Here is a 20504-nt window from a genome sequence, read left to right as displayed (position 1 = left end):
TTCTGATATTCCGTAGGCCTATTTTGGATTTTTAGGTTTTGTCTGATCTTTCTTCATCGCTTCCCCTATCATATTGCTCGCCGTAAATGAGGCGACCATATTGTTCAGCATATCACTGCCTGCCTGGGGCGAATTAGGCAGTAAGATCAGGTTGGTATCGGTTTCTTCCCCAATTGCCTGAAGGGTATCGTAGTGCTGGGTGACCACGATCAGTGCCGATGCTTCCTGAGAATTGATCCCTACCTTGTTAAGGACTTCCACCGACTCTTCGAGTCCGCGCGCGATCTCCCTTCTTTGATCCGCAATCCCCTGCCCTTGCAATCGCTTGCTTTCGGCCTCAGCTTTGGCTTTTTCTACGATGAGGATACGGGCGGCGTCTCCCTCAAATTGGGCAGCGATCTTTTCCCTCTCGGAAGCGTTGATCCTGTTCATGGCCGCTTTCACCTGTGCATCCGGATCGATATCGGTAACCAGGGTTTTGATGATATCGTATCCATAATCAAGCATGGCATCCTGTAATTCGGCTTTCACCGCAATAGCGATATCGTCCTTCTTTACAAAGACATCGTCCAGTTTCATTTTAGGTACCTCGGCCCTGACCACGTCAAAGACATAGGAGGTAATTTGTTCATGCGGATATTCCAATTTGTAAAATGCCTCATAAACCTTATCCCGAATCACCACATACTGGACAGATACCTTCAGCTTTACAAATACGTCATCCAGGGTTTTGGTCTCCACGATCACATCGAGCTGGGTGATCTTCAGGCTGACCCGCCCTGCGATTCGGTCAACCAGCGGGATCTTCATTTGAAGCCCGGAGTTACGAACGCTTTGAAAACGGCCGAAACGCTCGATAATGGCTGCCGTCTGTTGCTTCACCACAAAGAAGGACATCAGCAAAACGACAAATGCAAAAAATAAAATAGGGATCAGGATAAAGTTGCCCATGGGAATTTAGAATTTAGTTAGTGAATGATAAACTATACGCAAGGAATATGTCGCATTTCCTGCGCATCTGTTACAATATACTCCTAAATTCTGCTATGGCAGCGGACAGAAATAAAAATACTTCAGGTAAGTTCCTGCAAACCTCTTTGGATCCTTGCGATGCTCTCATCCTTCCCTATCAGCGCCATGATATCGAACAGGTGCGGACCCATGAGTCCGCCTACAATAAGGAGTCTCAGGGGCGCCATCACCATCCCAAAGGACAATTCCTTTTCCTGGATCCAATCCTTGATCTTCTGTTCAAGGGTTGATGAGTCATAAGGCTCAACATTTTCCACAACCTCTATAAGGGATTTCATAATCCCGGGCGTATGCTCTTTCCATTGCTTTCTTACAGCCTTCTCATCGTACTCCTGGGGAGGCACAAAGAAATACGAACTCAGGCCCCACAGGTCTTTTACAAAATCGGCCCTTTCCTTGACCAGGGAAACTACTTCGCGTATATACTCCTCATTAATTTCATCTTCCTTGTTCCCGATTTCATCCTGAATGACCGGCCTGTATAGAGAGGCAATTTCGGAATCCGATTTTAACTGCAGGTACTGATGGTTATACCACTTAGTCTTTTCCGGATCGAATCTCGCCCCGGAATTGTGGACCCTTTCCAGAGAAAAGGCACTGATCAATTCCGGCAGGGAGTACATTTCTTTATCATCTCCGGCATTCCAGCCCAGCATGGCCAGAAAATTCACTACAGCCTCCGGGAAATAGCCGGCCTCCCTGTACCCCACTGAATCTCCCCAGGAAAGCGGGAAAACCGGGAATCCCATTTTTTCACCATCCCTTTTGCTCAACTTCCCTTTTCCAGTCGGCTTCATGATCAGGGGAAGGTGCGCAAATACCGGGGGCTTCCACCCAAAGGCCTCGTAGAGCTGAACGTGGAGTGCCAGGGAAGGAAGCCATTCCTCCCCCCTGATGACATGGGTGATCTCCATGAGATGATCATCCACCACATTCGCCAGGTGGTAAGTGGGCATTCCGTCGCTCTTGAACAACACTTTGTCGTCCAGTAAAGACGCATCGATATTGATCCTGCCGCGAATCTCATCTGTTAAATGGACGGTCTGGTCGTGAGGCGTCTTGAAGCGGATCACATGCTCCTCCCCTGCTTCGAGCCTGGTCCGGGTCTCTTCAGGACTCAGGGTCAGTGAGTTCTGCAGTCTTTCCCGGTTGTGCCAGTTATAGATAAATGTCTTCCCCTTTTCTTCCAGTTCTTTCCGTTGCAGATCCAGAGATTCTGCCGTATCGAACGCGTAGTAGGCCATTCCTTTTTCCACCAGATCTTCGGCGTATTGTTTGTAAAGGTGCTTGCGTTCACTTTGTCGGTACGGTCCGAATCCTCCATCTTTTCCGGGCCCTTCATCAAATGGGATTCCACACCAGTTCAATGCCTCGATGATGTATTCCTCTGCACCTTCAACATATCGGTTTTGATCGGTATCCTCAATTCGGAGGATAAACGTCCCTTTTTTCTTTTTAGCGAACAGATAATTGAACAGGGCAGTACGCACCCCTCCTATATGCAAGGGCCCTGTTGGGCTGGGGGCAAACCGCACACGTATTTTCTCACTCATGAAGGAAGTCTTGAAAAGGCAAAGATAGGGGGAAGAGGGGGAATCCCAAAAACAGGATTGAGGTCTCCCTTAGTGAATCAAATCGACCTTCTATGCCTTTCCATAAGAGGGTTTCATGGCCTCGGGGATCCTCGGGTTCATCAACCGGAACCACAGAGGAGGAATAAAGGAAAGGACCATGGAAGTGGGATATCCAAAAGGCATTTGAGGGGAGTCCTCATGGCAGTCGAGCAGCTGGTATTTCTTGGAGGAGATATAGTGGTGATCGCTGTGCCTGGTGAGCTCATAAAGAATGATGCGCCCCAGGACATGGTTGCTGTTCCAGGAATGTATTTCCCTTACCCGTTCGTAACGCCCCGATGCTTTCCGGCTCCTCAACAAACCGTAATGCTCTATGTAGTTCACTGTTTCAAGTAAAAGAAAACCTACCACGGCTGAGGCGAAAGCAAAGAGCAGGCCCGTTGAACCGAAAATGAGATATACGGTCAGGAGGTAGCCCGCCTGGATGAGTTGATACCAAAACATGTCATTTTGAAGAGAAAAGAACCCAAGGTCCTTTTGTCGGAGAAGTTTACTCTGAATTTTCCATGCATTGATGTACTGTCTGCATACAGAGGTGAACCAGAACGAATACACAGATTGGTTGTAGCGAGCCGTGGCCGGATCTTCGGCTGTAGCGGCGTGAACATGGTGCCCGAAATTGTGCTCTATGTAAAAGTGCATGTAGAGGGAAGGAAGCAAGAGTAGCTTCCCGAGAAACCGCTCTCCGGTTTGCTGGCGATGCCCGAGTTCGTGACCCACGTTGATTCCATTGGTGCCCAGAACTATACCCAGCGAAAGGACAAGTCCGGTTAATTCTGAAAGTGAATATCCAAAGGTTGAAACGGCCCATAGAAAATAGATCAACAATCCGTAAACGAGAGGCAGGTTGGCGTAGAGCATCCAGTCAAAGAGTTTATCTGCTGCCTTCTTGCCCTTGGTATGGTGGTCGTCGTTAACGGGATCTACGGGAAGCAGGATCTCCAGGATGGGAATGATGACAAAGGCGTAGACAGGGGTGAGAAAACACCAATAGCCACCAAGGGATATACCGATAACAGCGGAAAGGGGGATGCTGAGGGCCGACAGGTATTTTAAATCCTTCATCTTTAGCTTTTTAACAAATTTTTGACCTTCGATTCTGGCATATCAGGTATCTTGGTATTAAATATAATGGATTTTGGAAAGCTATAACGGCATCCTGGATAAACTGTCAGGATTCATCACCAAATACTACAGGACAAGAATGGTAAAAGGGGCCTTTCTCTTTCTGGCCCTAGGGTTATTATTCTGGCTACTCCTGCTCTCCCTGGAATACTTTTTATGGATGGGAACAACGGGCAGGATGGTTTTGTTTCTGATGGCCATAGGGGGAACCCTTTTTCTTCTCGTAAATTACCTTGGAATCCCTTTGATGTATCTCCTGAGGGTAAGAAAAGGACTTAGCCTTAAGGAAGCTGCGCGAATTATCGGAGATCATTTCCCAGAAGTTGGAGACAGGCTTGTAAATCTGCTCGATCTGGCAACTGACCCTGAGAAAAGTGAATTGCTGTTGGCAAGTATCGACCAGCGCTCTCAGGCATTATCACCAATTCCCTTTCAGCAGGCAATCGATATAAGGAAAAGCCTGACCTATGCGCGTTATGCTCTTATTCCTTTATTGGCCCTTGCCGGAATTTGGATTGCAGGGAAGGTTGGGGAATACAAGGAATCCCTGGACAGGGTTGTTCATTACGATATGGCATATGAAAAACCGGCTCCTTTTCACTTCCTTGTCTTAAACAGCTCCTTAAAGACCATCTCAAAACAAGATTATACCCTTCGTGTGGGCACAGAGGGAGATATAAAACCGGAATATGCCAGTATAGTTGTTGACGGCAAAGAAAGAATGATGCTTGAGGAGGATGGTCAGTTCGTGTACACTTTTACAGCACCAGAAGGCTCTCAGGAATTTTATTTGACAGCCAACGAGGTAAGATCGAGGCATTACACCCTTGAAACAATAGTGCCGCCTGTGATCGAAGAGTTCATAACAGTACTGAATTATCCGGGTTATACCGGTAAACCGAAGGATACCATTCTGGGAACAGGTAATGCGGTAGTTCCCGAAGGCACGGAAGTAAATTGGATCATCAGAGGAGAGAATACAGGAAATGTCAGTCAGGTTACCGAAGATTCCGTACAAAGTTTCATTCGATCCGGAGATATTTTCAAACTCGAGCGAACACTCGATTCAGATTTCTCCTATGAGATAACCACATCAAATGAAGAGCTCAGGGATTATGAACGGTTGGAATACAAGATCAGTGTAATCCGCGACGCACCACCTTCTATTCTCGTTACGGAAGTAAGGGACTCCATACTGAACGCCCTGACGTATGAGGGCCGGGCCGGGGATGATTACGGGTTGGTCAGACTCGATATGGTGTACTATGAAGAGAACAGGGAAGATCTGGCCAAAAAGGTTCAGCTGGACTACCCAGGGGACCGGGAATACTTTTTTGCGTATGATTTTCCCACAGGGTTGGATTTACAGAGCGGGAAGACGTATAACTTCTATTTCCAGGTAACGGACAATGATCAAAGGAGAGGTGGCAAGGTATCAAAAAGCCAGGTCTTCAGCAGTGTCATCCCTGATCCTGCTCAATTGGAGGAACAACGTTTGGAAGAACAAAAGAATACGCTTGAGCAATGGAATAAAAACCTTGAGGAATTCGGGAAACAGGAAGAGGAACTAAAGGAACTAGAACAAAATCAAAAAGAAAAGAACGTACTCGATTACAATGATCAGAAGGCGATAAAGGACTTCCTTAAGGCCCAACAGAAACAAGAGGCTTTAATGGAGAAATTCAGCAGGAAAGTTCAGGAGACATTAGATGACAGCAGGGATGAGACAACTGTTGATAAGCTATTAAAGGAAAGGCTTCAACGGCAGGAATCAGAGGCAAGAAAGAATGAAAAGTTGCTTGAAGAACTACAAAAGCTCGCCGATAAGATAGACAGGGAAGAATTGGCAAAAAGGCTGGAGGAGATTGGCAAAAGGCAGCAGAACAACAAACGAAACCTCAGTCAGTTGCTGGAACTTACAAAGCAATATTATGTGACCGAAAAGGCCAGCAAGCTATCAGAGGATCTCAGGAAGATGTCTGAGAAGCAGGAAGAGTTAGCGGACTCAGAAAAGAAAGGATCCGAAGCAACACAAGAACAGGAAGGGATAAAGGATCAATTTGATCAACTAACTGAGGAGTTAGAGGAACTCCGGAATTCCAATCAGGAGTTGAAGAAACCATTGCCTATCGACACAAGTGAGGATCTCCAGGAGAAGGTTCAGAAGGATATGCAGAATGCTATTGAGCAGCTGAGGGGTTCGGAGGATAGTCAAGAGGGAATTAAGGATTCTCAGGAAGAATCAAAGAAGAGTCAGCGGTCGGCAGCTCAAAAGATGAAAAGAATGTCTGAAGCTTTACAGCAATCAGCCATGAGTGGCGGCGCCGAGGGCATGGCAGAGGATGCGGAAATGTTGAGACAGATTCTTGAAAACCTTATAGTTTTTTCATTAAAACAGGAAGACATACTCGACAAGCTTACACAGGAAGAAGGCGGTCGGAATTATTCGGTGAGCGTTGTCAGAGAAGAACAACAATTAAGGGGTTTATTCGAACATGTAGATGACAGCTTGTTCGCACTTTCCTTGAGGCAGGCTGAGATCTCGGAGTTTGTAAATGAACAGATCACGGAGGTCTACTATAATATTGACAGTTCCCTGGAAAACCTGTCGGAGGGTCAGGCATACAGGGCAGGTGCACATCAGCAAGCTGTATTGACGGCGGCAAACAGTCTAGCGGATTTCCTTGCGGATGTTCTGAGTAATATGCAGCAATCTCTTGCGCAGGGACAGGGTAGTGGGAAACCCCAGGACGGATTTCAATTGCCGGATATTATCAAGGGCCAGGAGGAACTTCAGGGAAGTATGGAACAATTAGGAAAGGATAAAACAGGAGTGAAGGGTGAAGAAGGGAAAGGTCAATCTGATGGGCAACAGGGAGAAAATACAAACGGTAAAGAAGGAAGTAGTGGAGAAGGACAAATAGAAGAACAGGAGTTAGAGGCACTCTATGAGATTTACAAACAGCAGCAGATGATAAGGGAAAAACTGGAGGAGCAATTAGAGGACATGATAAGAAATGAGGATCGGGAGTTGGCGAGGCGTCTGGCAAGACAAATGGAGGATTTTGAGAGGGACCTGATCGAGAATGGTATAACAGAGCGCACCATGGATAAGGTAAATAGAATCAGACAGCAACTTTTAAGGCTGGAAAATGCTGCTATGGAACAGGGAGAAGATGAGGAGAGAGAAAGCGATAAAGCGCTGAACAGGTATGACAGACCGGTGATCAGGAAAAGAGAGGCAATTATGCAGGATAAAGGGATTATAGAATTATTACAGAGACAAGCCTTACCTTTGCAGGAATTTTACAACGAGGCCTTAAAACGATATTTCCGGGAGGATGATTGATTATACCAGTAATAGTGAGTTCGTACTTAAAGACCCTGACAAATATACCGATTGGTTGATTGCTGTAATAAAGGAAGAGGGATTTGAACTGGGTGAAATCAGCTACGTTTTTACAAGTGATGAGGAGTTGCTTGAGATTAATAAGGAGTATCTGGACCATGATTATTATACAGACATCATCACTTTCGATTATACTAGCGCGAAAGTATTAAGCGGAGATATTTTTATATCTACGGACAGAGTTAAGGATAATGCCGGAGAATATAATGTGACTTTTGACGAGGAACTCAGACGGGTGATGATTCATGGTGTTCTTCACCTGATGGGATTCAATGATAAATCTGAAGAGGAGAAGAAGAAAATGACATTTAAGGAAGATAGTAAACTGAAAATGTTCCACGTGGAACAATAGGTTATGTTTGAAAAGGAATATGATGTAATTGTTGTGGGTGGAGGTCACGCTGGTGCAGAGGCAGTGGCTGCTGCTGCCAATATGGGCTCTAAATCCCTATTGATCACTATGAACTTGCAAACTATAGGGCAGATGTCCTGTAATCCTGCTATGGGAGGAATTGCCAAAGGTCAGATCGTTAGGGAGATTGATGCCCTTGGGGGCTATAGCGGTATTGTTTCGGACAGATCTGCCATTCAGTTCAAGATGCTGAATAAGAGTAAGGGACCCGCTATGTGGAGTCCGCGTTCTCAAAATGACAGAATGCGCTTTGCTGAGGAGTGGAGGTTGTTGTTGGAAGGAACACCTAATGTTGACTTTTACCAGGAAATGGTTACCGGTCTTTTAGTTAAGGGAGATGAAGTTGTTGGAGTGCGGACCTCACTTGGTTTGGATATTCGTGCAAAGTCTGTTGTATTGACGAATGGGACCTTTTTGAACGGATTGATTCATATTGGTGAAAAACAATTCGGAGGGGGAAGAGCAGGAGAAAAAGCTGCAACGGGTATCACGGAGCAACTGGTCGACCTTGGTTTTGATAGTGGAAGGATGAAAACGGGCACACCGCCAAGAGTAGACGGGAGATCGCTGGATTATTCTAAAATGATCCCTCAACCCGGAGATCCGGATCCTGAAAAATTCTCTTATCTGGACACTCCTGTATTAAAGCAACAAAGGGACTGCCACATGACCCACACTTCTAAAGTGGTGCATGATATTCTTAGAGAAGGTTTCGATAGATCCCCAATGTTTAACGGACGGATAAAGAGTATCGGACCGAGATATTGCCCATCAATTGAGGATAAAATAAATCGGTTCTCAGAAAAGGATAGCCACCAGATTTTTGTGGAGCCTGAGGGTTGGAATACCGTGGAGGTATATGTGAACGGGTTTTCTACTTCCCTGCCTGAGGACGTTCAATACAAAGCTTTAAAAATAGTAAAGGGATTTGAGAACGTCAAATTTTTTAGGCCTGGATACGCCATTGAATACGACTATTTTCCACCGACACAACTCAGGCATACCCTGGAGACTAAGATTATAAAGAACCTATACTTTGCCGGACAGATCAATGGGACTACAGGTTATGAAGAAGCCGCATCACAGGGTCTTATAGCTGGTATAAACGCACATTTAAAGATTAACGGTCAGGAACCTTTTACCCTGAAGAGGGATGAAGCTTATATTGGTGTACTCATTGATGATCTGATCACAAAAGGCACAGAAGAGCCCTACAGGATGTTTACTTCAAGGGCGGAATACAGGACCTTGTTGCGACAAGACAATGCAGATCTTCGACTTACCCCAAAAGGCTACGCCATCGGGTTGGCCTCAGAAGAGCGAATGAGGAAGATGGAAGAGAAAGAGAGAAAATCAAAGGATTTTGTGAAATTCTTTAAACTAACTAGCTATAACCCGGAGGATATGAACCAGATTCTTGAAGAAGTGGATTCAGCCCCGGTAAAGCAGGCCGATAAAATGTTTAAGGTATTCTCGAGGCCTAAAGTGAGGATGGATCATATGCTGCAGTTAAAGGAAGTTTCTGAATACGTTAAGTCAAACGAGATTAACAGGGAGGTCATGGAGCAGGCTGAGATCCAGGTAAAGTACTCAGGTTATATCGAGAAAGAGAAGAGCAACGCGGATAAACTTCAGCGGCTTGAGAACATCAGGATCCCGGATAATTTTGATTATTCTAAATTAAAATCTCTTTCATACGAAGCCCGCGAAAAGCTGAATAGCATACGTCCGGTCACGATTTCACAGGCATCCAGAATCAGCGGCGTATCCCCAAGCGACATTAGTGTACTGCTGGTATTTTTGGGGCGATAAGGAAAATGTTCCACGTGGAACATTTAATTAAAAATAGCTTTCAACCTCAGAAGGCCTTCTGTTTTAAAAATGAAACACTACCTGACCACGAAGGACTACGCAAATACCGGGGAGACATTTGTCCTTGAGTTGGATGAGCAATTCCAGTTGTTAAGAACCACTCCCTGCCCGGATAAGCTGGACCCCTATTACCAGCATGAATCTTATATCTCTCATACAGATCGGTCGTTTACATTCCTTGAAAAATTATACCAACTGGTTAAGAAATATAGCCTTCGAAAAAAGCTTGACTGGATACAAGAATATGCGGGGTCATCATCTGCGATTTTAGACGTGGGAGCTGGCACTGGGTCTTTTGTTTCTTATATCAGGTCAAAGGACTGGAAGGCCGATGGGGTAGAACCCAATAAGAAAGCCAGAGAAATTGGCGCAAGTAAGGGCGTTAGTTTGTTTGAGAATACAGCTGTTCTGTCTCGAAGGAAATACGATGTCATAACTATGTGGCACGTTATGGAGCACTTTGTGGATCTGAATAAGCAATTAGATCCTCTTCTAGGACTTGTAAAAGAGGAAGGCACTCTCTTCATTGCCCTGCCGAACTTCAAATCGCATGATGCAGAATACTATGCAGAGTATTGGGCGGCCTATGACGTACCCAGGCACCTCTGGCATTTCTCCAGAACAGCGATTGAAAAGATTTTCCAGGAAAGGGGATGGAAGGTTGTGGCAACCAAGCCCATGTTGTTTGATGCCTTTTATATTTCTCTTTTAAGCGAGGAATATAAAGGCAACAGATTTAAATGGCCCTCTGCTTGCTGGAGAGGATTTATGTCTAATTTGTACGCTATGAGAACCGGGGAATATTCTTCATTGGTTTACGTCCTTCAAAAAGGCTAAAAACTTCTTTTAAGCCTTATAGGGAATATTTCATACCGCAAATATAGTCGGGGCACAAACTATTGAGAAAAAGGCTGTAGACCCCATATATGGAGCTTAAAAAGCATAATCTAAATTGATTAAAAGACAAAAAGGTATAGAAATAACCTATTAAACTATGAAGCATGCTTTTTTGTGTATCTGATAAAATTGCCTTGAAACAGAGAATACCCATTTTCCTTTCCTATTTTTGACGAATCAATAAGATCGATATGAAGAAAATTATTTTCACCATAGCCCTCATTGCTGCATGGGGATGTAAGCAGGACAAAATTGCTTATGTGAATAATGTGCGCCTCATGGATGGTTATAAAGAAAAGATCGCGGTTGAGGAACGATATGCTGAACAGCGTAGGGCTTTCGAGATAAAAAGGGACAGCATCTCACAGGCATTCCAGAGCGAAGCACAGGAGATCGAGAACCAGATGAAAAGTATGAGCCAGAACAAGGCTCAGGAAACCTTTAGTAACCTGCAGCAAAAAGGCCAGCGAATGGGACAGATGCTTCAGCAGGAGGAACAACAACTAAACCTGATCGGCCAGGCAGACATGGACAGTGTTGTGCAAAAAGTGAGAAGGGAAATTGAGGCCTACGGAAAGGCCAATGGGTATACTTTCATCCTGGGCGGAGGAGAAGGTGGAAGCGTATTGTACGGGGATGAGGCAAAGGACATCACAGATGAGCTGCTCAAGGTGCTCAACGCTGAAGAATAGTCAAATTAATATTGCAACAGCATCACCAAAATCATTGTGGGTATAAAATAAATCACAATGGTCTTGGCCCCCTCATAATCCTTGGCCACCCTTTGCCCGAGTAACAACATCAGAAGGGACAAAGCAGCCAGAATGGCACCTGCCTGAGCTACTGCGTAATCGCCTGATATCACCAATTGAATGCCTCCCAACAGACTGGCAATGCCTGCTGCCAGTTCCATACAGGTAATTACAAATAACAGCATGGGTACCGTATTCCGAAAAATGCTGTTCGCAAAATGTTGTTTTAACCACGAAAGATTGCCATTCCAGTCGAAAACCTTATCCAGGCCACTCTGAAGAAAAGTGATGACCACGAAAAGCAGGAGGAGCAATTCGGGTATATTGTTCTGAAATCCATCCATAGTTTAATCGTTTAAGAGGTTTGATTTTATGCTGCAGATTTGTGCAGCAGCCTGGTCAGTTTGATGGAGAGGTCGGTAAATATAATTTTTGAATTTCCATTTCTCTCTACGTGGTAGATTGCCTTCTCCAGTTCTTCCATAATTCCCATCACGTTGTTCTCGTGTACGAATTGGGCAAATTTATCAAATTGAAAACCATCCACATGGATCTTCATATAGGCCAGGGATTGTGCGTTGTAATTGACCAGCATGGCCTGCCTGAAAACGGCCATACAGTATTTCAGGAAGTTCTTCTGGGTTTCTCTGCCTGTCCTGGCCACTTCCTCACTCCAAAGGATGAGTTCGTGTATCGCTCCTTTTTTTCCTTTGGCCTGGAAGGCACTTCTTACCCATTGTACGAACCATCTCTCAAAGATCAACTCCTCAGAATCCTTGTTCATCAGTTCCAGGGCCTTATTGAAATTTCCATTCGATTCATGAGCCAGATGGCTGGCTTCATCTCGTGCCACCCCTCTGTCGACCAAAGCCTGGGCGATGGCTTCCTCAGGGAGAGGTGGAAAATGCAGAAGCTGGCAGCGCGATCTTATGGTCTGCAGGATCTGTTCCTCATCCTCGGCGATGAGCAAAAAAATAGTTTTCTGTGGGGGCTCCTCAATGAGTTTTAACAGCTTATTGGAAGCCGCCGTATTCATTCGCTCGGCCATCCAGATGATCATGACCTTATAGCCCCCTTCATAGGATTTGAGGGATAATTTCTTGACGATATCCATGGCCTCGTCTACCCCGATCTGGCCCTGCTTCTTTTCAATCCCCAGATACCGGTACCAGTCGAACAAACTCCCATAAGGATCCTCCTTAAGAAACTGTCTCCATTCTGTCAGAAAATGATCGCTTACCGCATGACTTTTTACCGATTCGGTTGTAGCCACCGGGAACGCAAAATGCAGGTCGGGATGCGTCAATGCCTTGCATTTGAGATTACAGGCTTCATCTCCTCCCTGGTTCTCACCTCCGTTGTTCTTACAGAGGATGTACTGGGCATAGGCCAGGGCCGCCGGGAGAGTCCCCGAGCCTTCCGGACCCACAAAAAGCTGCGCATGGGGGATTCGTCCCGAATCTGCACTGTGAGTCAGGTGTTTTTTAATGTGATGCAACCCTAAAATATCCCGAAATAGCATGGGATCAAAGATAACTAAATAGAAGGCTTCCCCCTCCTATAAACACAATACTTGCTTTCCCCTAGTCCTTTTATTCTTTACATTTGTCGTTCTCTAATCCTACATCGCATGAAAACAATAGATGATTTTAATTTTTCCGGAAAAAAAGCGCTGATCCGTGTCGATTTCAATGTTCCTCTGAATCCTGAATTCGAGGTTACGGACACGAACAGGATTGAGGCCGCCAAACCTACCATCCTTAAAGTTCTGGAAGACGGCGGCAGCGCCGTACTGATGAGCCATTTGGGCAGACCGAATGGGAAGGTGGTGGCAGACATGTCATTAAAACACATATGTAATGCCGTTAGTGATATCATCGGGGTGCAGGTAAAATTCGCTGAGGATTGTGTAGGAGAAAAGGCCGTAAAGGCTGTGGAAGAACTGGAAGACGGGGAAGTTTTACTGCTCGAGAACCTGAGGTTCCACGCCGAAGAGGAACAGGGAGATGCCCAATTCGCAGAGTCACTATCTCACCTGGGAGACATTTATGTGAATGATGCCTTTGGCACGGCACACAGGGCGCATGCTTCCACGACCATCGTCGCGCAGTATTTTCCGGGCAAAAAGTGCTTTGGATATCTCATGGCCAGGGAGATTGAATCAATTGACAAGGTAATGAGGACCGGAGAGAAGCCCGTTACTGCCATCCTGGGCGGAGCCAAGGTGTCCTCTAAGATCACCATCATTGAAAATATCCTCGATAAGGTCGATCACCTTATCATCGGAGGCGGCATGACCTATACGTTTATCAAGGCACAGGGAGGCAGGGTCGGATCCTCCATCTGCGAGGACGATAAAATGTCACTCGCATTGGATATCCTCGAAAAGGCCAAAGCGAAAGGAGTTGCAGTACACCTCCCGGTAGATGTTCTTGCCGCAGATAATTTTCAGGACGATGCCAACACAAAGATTGTTCCCGTAAACGAGATCCCGGACGGTTGGCAGGGACTCGACGCCGGACCTAAAACACTGCAGGATTTCGAAAAGGTCATCCTCGCATCAAAGACCATACTCTGGAATGGCCCTGTAGGGGTATTCGAAATGCCTAATTTCGCCAAAGGGACCATTGCCGTAGGCCATATGATCGAAGACGCCACTGATAAAGGCGCTTTTTCCCTCGTTGGGGGAGGGGATTCTGTAGCTGCCGTAAAGCAATTTGGCTTCGAAGAAAAGGTCAGCTATGTCTCCACAGGTGGCGGGGCCATGCTGGAAAGCCTGGAAGGAAGGGTATTACCCGGAATTGCGGCAATAATGAAAGGCTAGGTTCCGTTTTTTAATCAGGAGGAGAGGAGAATTCAGGGGAGATCCAAATCTATTTTATTCTTTGAGAAAAAAATTGCATTTTAGTCAATCCTCCGCTCAAGTATTAATTATGTACTCTGTTAAATATCAGTTGCTTATCTACATCCTTCTTGGGGGCTTCTCTGGGCTATTGGCACAGGCTCCTGTGACACCTGAAATGGGCAAGGCTGCTGAGATCAGGAAAAAAGGAGATTCCCTGTTCACCGGAGCTGATAGCAAAAGCGCCTTATGGATAATAAAGGCTGATGATAATATTCTGTTACAGGACCATCCTGTTGCAGCAAAGTACGACAGCCTCTGGCTTTCTGAACTTTATCAGAATGCAGAACTCTCCGGCCAGTTCTTTGAGGAAGTGGAGTTTCTGGAGGAGGTCATGAAGGATACGGTCGGACTAGAATCGGTCGAGTTAGACACTGAATTGCTTAAGGAACGACTAAAGGCATTAGATCAAAAGTCCCCTTTCAACATTACCTATAACCCCTCCCTGGAATCTGTGATCAAATCGTTTCTGATCCGAAAAAGGAATCTGATGGAACGCATGCTCACCGCCAGCCAGTTCTACTTTCCTCTTTTTGAACAAGAATTGGATAATCACAATATCCCTCTGGAGATCAAGTATCTGGCCATTGTTGAATCGGCCTTGAATCCGAGGGCCAAATCGCGGGTAGGGGCTACCGGCCTCTGGCAATTTATGTATGGAACCGGGAAGATGTATGACCTCGATGTGAGCAGTTATGTTGATGAACGCAGCGACCCGGTGAAGTCGACCCGTGCCGCATGCCAGTACCTGTCAAAATTATACGACATTTTTGGCGACTGGGACCTGGCGCTTGCGGCTTATAATTCCGGTCCCGGGAATGTAAATAAAGCTATCCGGAGATCCGGAGGTTATTCCAATTACTGGAATATCAGGCCCTATCTTCCCCGGGAAACCGCCGGCTACCTGCCAGCCTTCCTGGCGACCATGTACCTTTTTGAATACGCAGAGGAACACGGCCTCAAACCAGTGCATGTACCCCGACCTTATTTTGAAACGGATACCGTACGCGTAAAGAAACTCATCACCTTTGACCAGATCTCCAAACTGGTTGATGTCAGTGTGGAAGAACTCACCGTTTTAAACCCTTCCTACAAATTGAACATTATTCCCTATATCCCCGAGAAGGAATATACACTTCGTTTGCCCAACAGGGAGATCGGGAAATTCGTGGCTAATGAAGATTCCATTTATGCATATGTGGAGGAGCAACTGAAAGCCCGCGAGACTCCATTGCCTCAGTTAGTGAAGGCTGAAGAAAGAATCAGGTACAGGGTGAGGAGTGGGGACTATCTCGGTAAGATCGCAGAGCAATACGGGGTTAGGGTGAGTCAGATCAAGGAGTGGAACGGACTGCGCAGCAATACGTTGAGGATAGGGCAACGCCTTACGATCTACCCGAGAAAACCTTATGTATCTGCAACAGTACAGCAAAATCCCACTAAACCTTTGAGTAACAGTGAGGTAAGGTATCACACTGTTAAGGAAGGAGATTCCTTATGGACCATTTCTCAAAAATATCCCGGAATTACCATCGAGAATTTACGAGAATGGAATGGTATTCGCGGTAATAAATTGTTGCCGGGCACAAAACTTAAATTGTGTGCCTGTTCGTCGTGAATTCCTGAACACCAGAACACTATAAAATGAGACACGTTTACTTTCTTTTGCTTTCCTTTCTCCTGATAGCCTGCAATGACGGGCCAAAAAAGACCTACAAACCTGAATCCATAGGGGCCATTAACAGTCTGGGGGTGGTCATTGAGAATGACCTTTGGGAAGGCCCAGTCGGCGACAAGATACGGGAACACTTTGCCGCACCCGTGATCGGCCTTACCTGGGATGAACCTCTTTTCAGCCTGGAGCAAATGCCTCAAAAGGTATTTACCACAACTACCCGGTATCGCCGGGCTGTATTGTTTGTAGACATCGATACGGTTAATGTGGCCCATATAAAATCAGATCTTTACGCTGCCCCTCAGAAGATTGGGGTTATCAAGGGAAGCACGGAAGATGAGATCATTGAGAATCTGGATGCGTACTCGGATCAGATCATTGCCGCCATCAAGGAAATGGAGTTGGAAGAGACGCAAAAGCGGTTCTTGCGCTCGCTCAACAAGGACAGGCTGCTGGAGGAAAAGTTTGGGGTGACCTTTCGGCTTCCATCGATCTACAAGTTGGGAAAACAGGAAGACAATTTTGTCTGGATAGACAGGGAAATACAAAAAGGGAGCATGAACATTATTGCGTATCAGATCCCATTCGACCGTCTGAATAACGATTCAACCCTGGTCACGGATTTCATTAGGATGAGGGACTCGATCGGGGAGAAATATATCCCCGGACCGGACATGAGGGACAAAAAAACCTACATGACCACGGAGGATGCTTTTGCCCCTCATTTCTTCCAAACAGAGATCGATGGGCATCCCGCACTTGAAGTGCGCAGCATTTGGGATATGGAGAACTATCCTATGGCCGGACCTTTTATGACCTTTGTGATCGACGACGAGATAAATAACAGAAAACTGGTCGTGGAGGGCTTTACCTTTGCTCCCGCAACCAATAAGAGAGACTATATGTTCGAACTGGAGGCCATCCTTCGAACTATTAAATTCAAGTAATAATAAATGGATAAAAAAAAACGCTTCCGATTCGGAAGCGTTTTTTTATTTGATCAATCGAAAGCGAAGCCTGTAGACAGCCTGAATATAAAGGCGTACATCGTGATGACCCACAGTGCAAAACAGAACCAGGAGAAAGCCTTGAAATACTTTTTCAGGAAAATATTTCTCCAGTTCCTGAATGCTTCGATGTAAATTTCTTTTACGAGTAGAATTTTATCCATATCCCTTTCATTTGTGTTTATCCAACGACAAAGATTAGGTTCTCACCCGAAAGCAGTATACTTTATAGATGAATAGCTGATAAATCAGATTAGAATTACCCCCTCTTAATTCTACTTCTGTGAAAGGTTGCTTTATGACGATGAAGTGCAGCAAAAAAAAGACACGGTACAATTGCACCGTGTCTTTATGAAAAAAATGGGGTTGGTTAATCGAATGCAAACCCTGTTGCCACTCTGAATATAAAAGCGTACAGCACGATCAGGAGACAAGCAAGGCAAAACCAGGTAAAGACCTTAAAGAAGTTCCTTACAAAATATGAACCCAGATTTTTAAAGGCCTCCAGGTAAATTTCCTTTATGAGTAAAATATAATTCATATGGTGAGATTTAGGTTAATGGTTTTAGGGTTATAACTGTTTTTTACCCTGGAACGTATAGGGCGGGAGCCGATTTGTTGTATAGCTGTGAAAAGATGTTGGGAACTCTGAAATCCGCAAGGATTCTATGGAAAACGACATTACTTTTTGGTTTGATTCCCAATAAAAAACCACCTGCAATTATGCAGATGGTTTATGTAATAAGTTGGCAGAAACGGCTGCTACATGTTCACAATAATAAATTCTGATCTCCTGTTGAGTTGATGCTGATCACTGGTGCATCGGATACTGCCGTCACAACCGTTCAGGAGTCTTTCTTCCCCATACCCTATGGCGCTCTCAATTCTTTTCGGATCAATTCCCTTAGAAATGATATAGGCCCTGGTAGATTTAGCCCTTCTGTCTGAGAGGTATTTGTTATAGACGGCGCTACCCCGACTGTCTGTATGCGACTCGATCTTGATGACCATTGACGGGTTCTCTTTCATGACGGCTACCAGTTTATCCAGCTCTTCGGCAGCGTCATTTCTGATATTGGATTTGTCGAAATCGAAAAAGATCATATTCAATTTGATCTTCTTGATCCCCTCCTCGAGAACGATAAGATCTTCCAGTTTCTCGAGTTTAACTTCAACGTTGATGACCTCATTGTCTTTGGTTGGGGCATTCGTAACCACTTCAGAATAGCCCTCTTTCGTAGTCCGAACGGTATATTTGGTATTGCTGTCAAGATCCTCAAAGACAAAGCTACCGTCCTCATCGGATACAATTTCCTTGAGTTTGATATTGTTTTCGTCAAGGAGAGTAACAAGGGCCTCAGGCATCACCTCCCCTGTAACCAGATCGGTGATCACCCCTTCTATAGCGTTGAGGTTCAGTTCTTCGGGCATGAGCTTGGAGAAGGAATAAATATCGTCATCTCCTTTGCCACCCCGTCTGTTGGAAGCAAAAAAGCCCTTCTGGGTCTCTTCCTGTACGATGTAAGAGAAGTCGTCACGCTTACTGTTGATCGGTTTGCCCATATTTTTCACCTGCTCGAACCCTTCTTCTTCCGTATATGCCACTTCATAAACATCCAGGCCCCCCAGACCGATATGGCCATTGGAGGAGAAATACAACTTTTTATCCGTGACAAAAGGGAACATCTCCTTGCGTTCCGTATTGATCTCCGGCCCCAGGTTCCTGGGTTCTGAAAAGCCGCCGTCCTCGTACACATCTACGACGAATATGTCGGTCTCGCCAAGGCTTCCGGGCCTGTCCGAAACAAAATAGAGTTTTTTACCGTCAGGACTTAGCGCGGGATGTCCCGTTGAGAAGTCATCACTGTTAAAAGGCAGCTCCGTAGCATCTGTCCAGGCACCATCAACCTTTCGTGATCTGTAGATTTTAAGATTATTGACGCCGTTCTTATCGCGTTTTAATTTCTTTCCGTAATTGTTCCGCGTAAAGTACATGGTAGAGTTGTCCGGTGAAAAGGTTACGGAAGCCTCGTGATATTTGGTATTGATCTTCTTAGAGAATTTAATGGCATCTTTTACCTCCTGCGACTCCTGGTTTACCTTGGCCACATAAAGGTCGAGATACGGCTGATTATTCCATTTATACCTCCTGGTAGTAAAAAATGAAGAATCCATGGCTGAGGCGAAAACCAGCTGATCCCCGTTGTAAAACATGGGAGAAAAGTCGGAATACTCTGAGTTGGTAGCAATATTCCGAAGAGTATATTCTTGTTCTGTGTTCAGGATATTGTCCAGGGCTTTTTCTTTTGGAGTAGTGCGCGGATCGTCTATGGCGTAACGCATCCCCTCTTTCTTAACCCTCCTGTCATAGATACGCATCAGCCTTTTGGCCCTTGCATACTTACCTGTCCCTTTGAGGCTGTGTGCGTATTTAAAGATATTCTCGGAACTGATATCATTTGAATATCGCGTATAAAGGATATCGTACCAATAAAATGCACGCTCCATATTACTATTAAAGTAATGGGAATCTCCTGCTTTTTGAAGGATCTCGTACGAGTAGTTGTCCTGGTTGTCATTGAGGTATTGCTCGTATAGGTCAGCTGCTTCTGCATACCACATCTTGGCGAAGTAGGCATCTGCCTTTTGCAGCAGTTTCGCCGGAGGGTCTTTGCTAGATTTTACAGATTTCCTTTCACTCTTATATTGCTTAGATTTCTGGACCTCCAGGTTGACAGACCTGATCCTTTCCATCTGATGAGCAATTGCGTTGACTTTTGCATCCGCCACATGCATGATCCAAGTCTTGCCTTGATAGCGACCTCCATACTGATTATTGGTTTCCGTCAACAGGGCATTCCCATCCTCCTTGAAAGACAGGTATACATAGGACAGCCCGGTCTCCGGGTGAACAACAGATTCTGAGTGGAGGCCTTTTTTGATCAGGTTCTTTTTGAATCGAGATACATTGTTCTGATCGCCGAAAACGCCTGCAATAGCGTAGTAACCGTTGTTTAGTCCGGTAAAACCATCAACTGTTCTGGTGGCAACACCCGATTTTTTCGCACTGGCTTTAAAAGCCTCATGCGACCTCTTATTGGAATTTATTTCTACTTCGGAATAGTTAACCTCAGCCTTCCCGGGCTTTTCTCCTGCATCTAAGTGCAGGATCCACATTTTCTTGTCATATGCGGTATTTAAGTAGGAGTCAATAGCCTTATCCCCTGAGGTGTGTCTTTGCAAATACACGTAGTTAAGTCCGTTTTCCGGACTTTTAAAAACTTTTGCGCTGAATTTTTGTGTCCTCAGGGTTTGGGCAAATGCACGGGCATTATCCGCAACACCGAAGACTCCGGCCACGAGATAGAAACCGGAAGAATATTGGTTTGAAACCCGTATCGTTTTTGTCGCTATGCGATGTTCTTTGGCTTTTTTCCTGAAAACCTCGTAGGTCGATATACCTTCCGCCTTGCCATCTGCACTGGTGAATGCGGAAGACACGCAAAAGATACCCGAAAGGAATATTACCAATAAAGCCTGGCGTGATCTGAGTTTCATGTGTTTGATGTCCCCTTTGACTTCCTCGATCCTAAAAAAGAGTTATTCGGTTTAAAGCATTTATTTGTTAAGGGTTTGTAAGCCCTGAACTATAACGCCGAAAATAGAGGTTCTCACGCGGAGGATTTATTTTTTGTTGTGAAAGGGTTGTTTTTTGTCGTGTATCCCTGTTCTCTGTGTCTGAAGGTGAAACGTTTGGTCGATAAAGGCAGATAAACAGGGATATGAG

At 45.3% G+C, this 20504-nt stretch carries 16 protein-coding genes; 8 read left to right on the top strand and 8 right to left on the bottom strand.

Annotation, left to right across the window (positions count from 1 at the left end; translation table 11 throughout):
* Positions 1-18: 18 nt before the first annotated feature.
* The 3 genes from IEV19_RS08100 to IEV19_RS08090 form a co-directional block, all read right to left on the bottom strand.
* Positions 19-951 carry an SPFH domain-containing protein gene (locus IEV19_RS08100; RefSeq protein ID WP_188370150.1) on the bottom strand — a complete coding sequence of 311 codons (933 nt, stop codon included), beginning with the start codon at positions 949-951 and terminating at the stop codon, positions 19-21.
* A gap of 122 nt (positions 952-1073) precedes the next feature.
* Entirely contained in the window at positions 1074-2585 is a 1512-nt protein-coding gene (gene gltX / locus IEV19_RS08095; protein WP_188370149.1) for a glutamate--tRNA ligase, read from the bottom strand.
* Positions 2586-2675: 90 nt separating this feature from the next.
* A complete protein-coding gene (locus tag IEV19_RS08090; RefSeq protein WP_188370148.1) occupies positions 2676-3731 on the bottom strand; it encodes an alkane 1-monooxygenase in 1056 nt (351 codons plus the stop codon).
* A gap of 73 nt (positions 3732-3804) precedes the next feature.
* Between IEV19_RS08090 and IEV19_RS08085 the strand changes: the two genes are divergently transcribed.
* The 5 genes from IEV19_RS08085 (at position 3805) to IEV19_RS08065 (ending at position 11073) form a co-directional block, all read left to right on the top strand.
* Positions 3805-7140, top strand: coding sequence for a DUF4175 family protein (locus IEV19_RS08085; RefSeq protein WP_188370147.1), 3336 nt, complete (start codon positions 3805-3807; stop codon positions 7138-7140).
* The gene (gene ybeY / locus IEV19_RS08080) at positions 7133-7552 is read left to right on the top strand and encodes an rRNA maturation RNase YbeY (protein WP_188370146.1); all 420 of its coding nucleotides are present in this window, start codon (positions 7133-7135) and stop codon (positions 7550-7552) included. The genes IEV19_RS08085 and ybeY overlap by 8 nt, the downstream gene beginning before the upstream one ends.
* Positions 7553-7555: 3 nt before the next feature.
* Positions 7556-9424: a tRNA uridine-5-carboxymethylaminomethyl(34) synthesis enzyme MnmG gene (gene mnmG / locus IEV19_RS08075; RefSeq protein WP_188370145.1), complete on the top strand. Its 1869-nt coding sequence runs from the start codon at positions 7556-7558 to the stop codon at positions 9422-9424.
* A 69-nt stretch (positions 9425-9493) separates the two neighbouring features.
* Entirely contained in the window at positions 9494-10321 is an 828-nt protein-coding gene (locus IEV19_RS08070) for a class I SAM-dependent methyltransferase (protein ID WP_188370144.1), read from the top strand.
* 251 nt (positions 10322-10572) lie between these two features.
* Entirely contained in the window at positions 10573-11073 is a 501-nt protein-coding gene (locus IEV19_RS08065) for an OmpH/Skp family outer membrane protein (RefSeq protein ID WP_188370143.1), read from the top strand.
* Between the two features lie 5 nt (positions 11074-11078).
* On the opposite strand, the gene IEV19_RS08060 is transcribed toward IEV19_RS08065, so the two are convergent.
* Both IEV19_RS08060 and IEV19_RS08055 read right to left on the bottom strand, forming a co-directional pair.
* A complete protein-coding gene (locus IEV19_RS08060; protein ID WP_188370142.1) occupies positions 11079-11477 on the bottom strand; it encodes a DoxX family protein in 399 nt (132 codons plus the stop codon).
* A 26-nt stretch (positions 11478-11503) separates the two neighbouring features.
* On the bottom strand, positions 11504-12655 hold the full coding sequence (locus IEV19_RS08055) for a DNA polymerase III subunit (RefSeq protein ID WP_188370141.1): 1152 nt from the start codon (positions 12653-12655) through the stop codon (positions 11504-11506).
* A gap of 108 nt (positions 12656-12763) precedes the next feature.
* Here IEV19_RS08055 and IEV19_RS08050 point away from each other — a divergent pair, with 108 nt between their 5' ends.
* The 3 genes from IEV19_RS08050 to IEV19_RS08040 all read left to right on the top strand — a co-directional run bounded on the left by IEV19_RS08050 (position 12764) and on the right by IEV19_RS08040 (position 16657).
* Positions 12764-13957: a phosphoglycerate kinase gene (locus IEV19_RS08050; RefSeq protein WP_188370140.1), complete on the top strand. Its 1194-nt coding sequence runs from the start codon at positions 12764-12766 to the stop codon at positions 13955-13957.
* Between the two features lie 109 nt (positions 13958-14066).
* Positions 14067-15653 carry a lytic transglycosylase domain-containing protein gene (locus tag IEV19_RS08045; protein ID WP_188370139.1) on the top strand — a complete coding sequence of 529 codons (1587 nt, stop codon included), beginning with the start codon at positions 14067-14069 and terminating at the stop codon, positions 15651-15653.
* Between the two features lie 26 nt (positions 15654-15679).
* Positions 15680-16657, top strand: coding sequence for a DUF4837 family protein (locus tag IEV19_RS08040; RefSeq protein WP_188370138.1), 978 nt, complete (start codon positions 15680-15682; stop codon positions 16655-16657).
* A gap of 53 nt (positions 16658-16710) precedes the next feature.
* Here the strand turns inward: IEV19_RS08040 and IEV19_RS08035 are convergent, their stop codons facing one another.
* The 3 genes from IEV19_RS08035 to IEV19_RS08025 form a co-directional block, all read right to left on the bottom strand.
* Positions 16711-16881 carry a DUF6747 family protein gene (locus IEV19_RS08035; protein ID WP_188370137.1) on the bottom strand — a complete coding sequence of 57 codons (171 nt, stop codon included), beginning with the start codon at positions 16879-16881 and terminating at the stop codon, positions 16711-16713.
* A 206-nt stretch (positions 16882-17087) separates the two neighbouring features.
* Positions 17088-17258, bottom strand: coding sequence for a DUF6747 family protein (locus IEV19_RS08030; RefSeq protein WP_188370136.1), 171 nt, complete (start codon positions 17256-17258; stop codon positions 17088-17090).
* Between the two features lie 221 nt (positions 17259-17479).
* Positions 17480-20275, bottom strand: a complete 2796-nt coding sequence (locus tag IEV19_RS08025) for an OmpA family protein (protein WP_229732514.1) — start codon at positions 20273-20275, stop codon at positions 17480-17482.
* Positions 20276-20504: the final 229 nt, after the last annotated feature.

The organism is Muriicola marianensis (assembly GCF_014638095.1).
GTDB classification, from domain to species: domain Bacteria; phylum Bacteroidota; class Bacteroidia; order Flavobacteriales; family Flavobacteriaceae; genus Muriicola; species Muriicola marianensis.
This window is presented reverse-complemented; position numbering and strand designations above follow the sequence as displayed.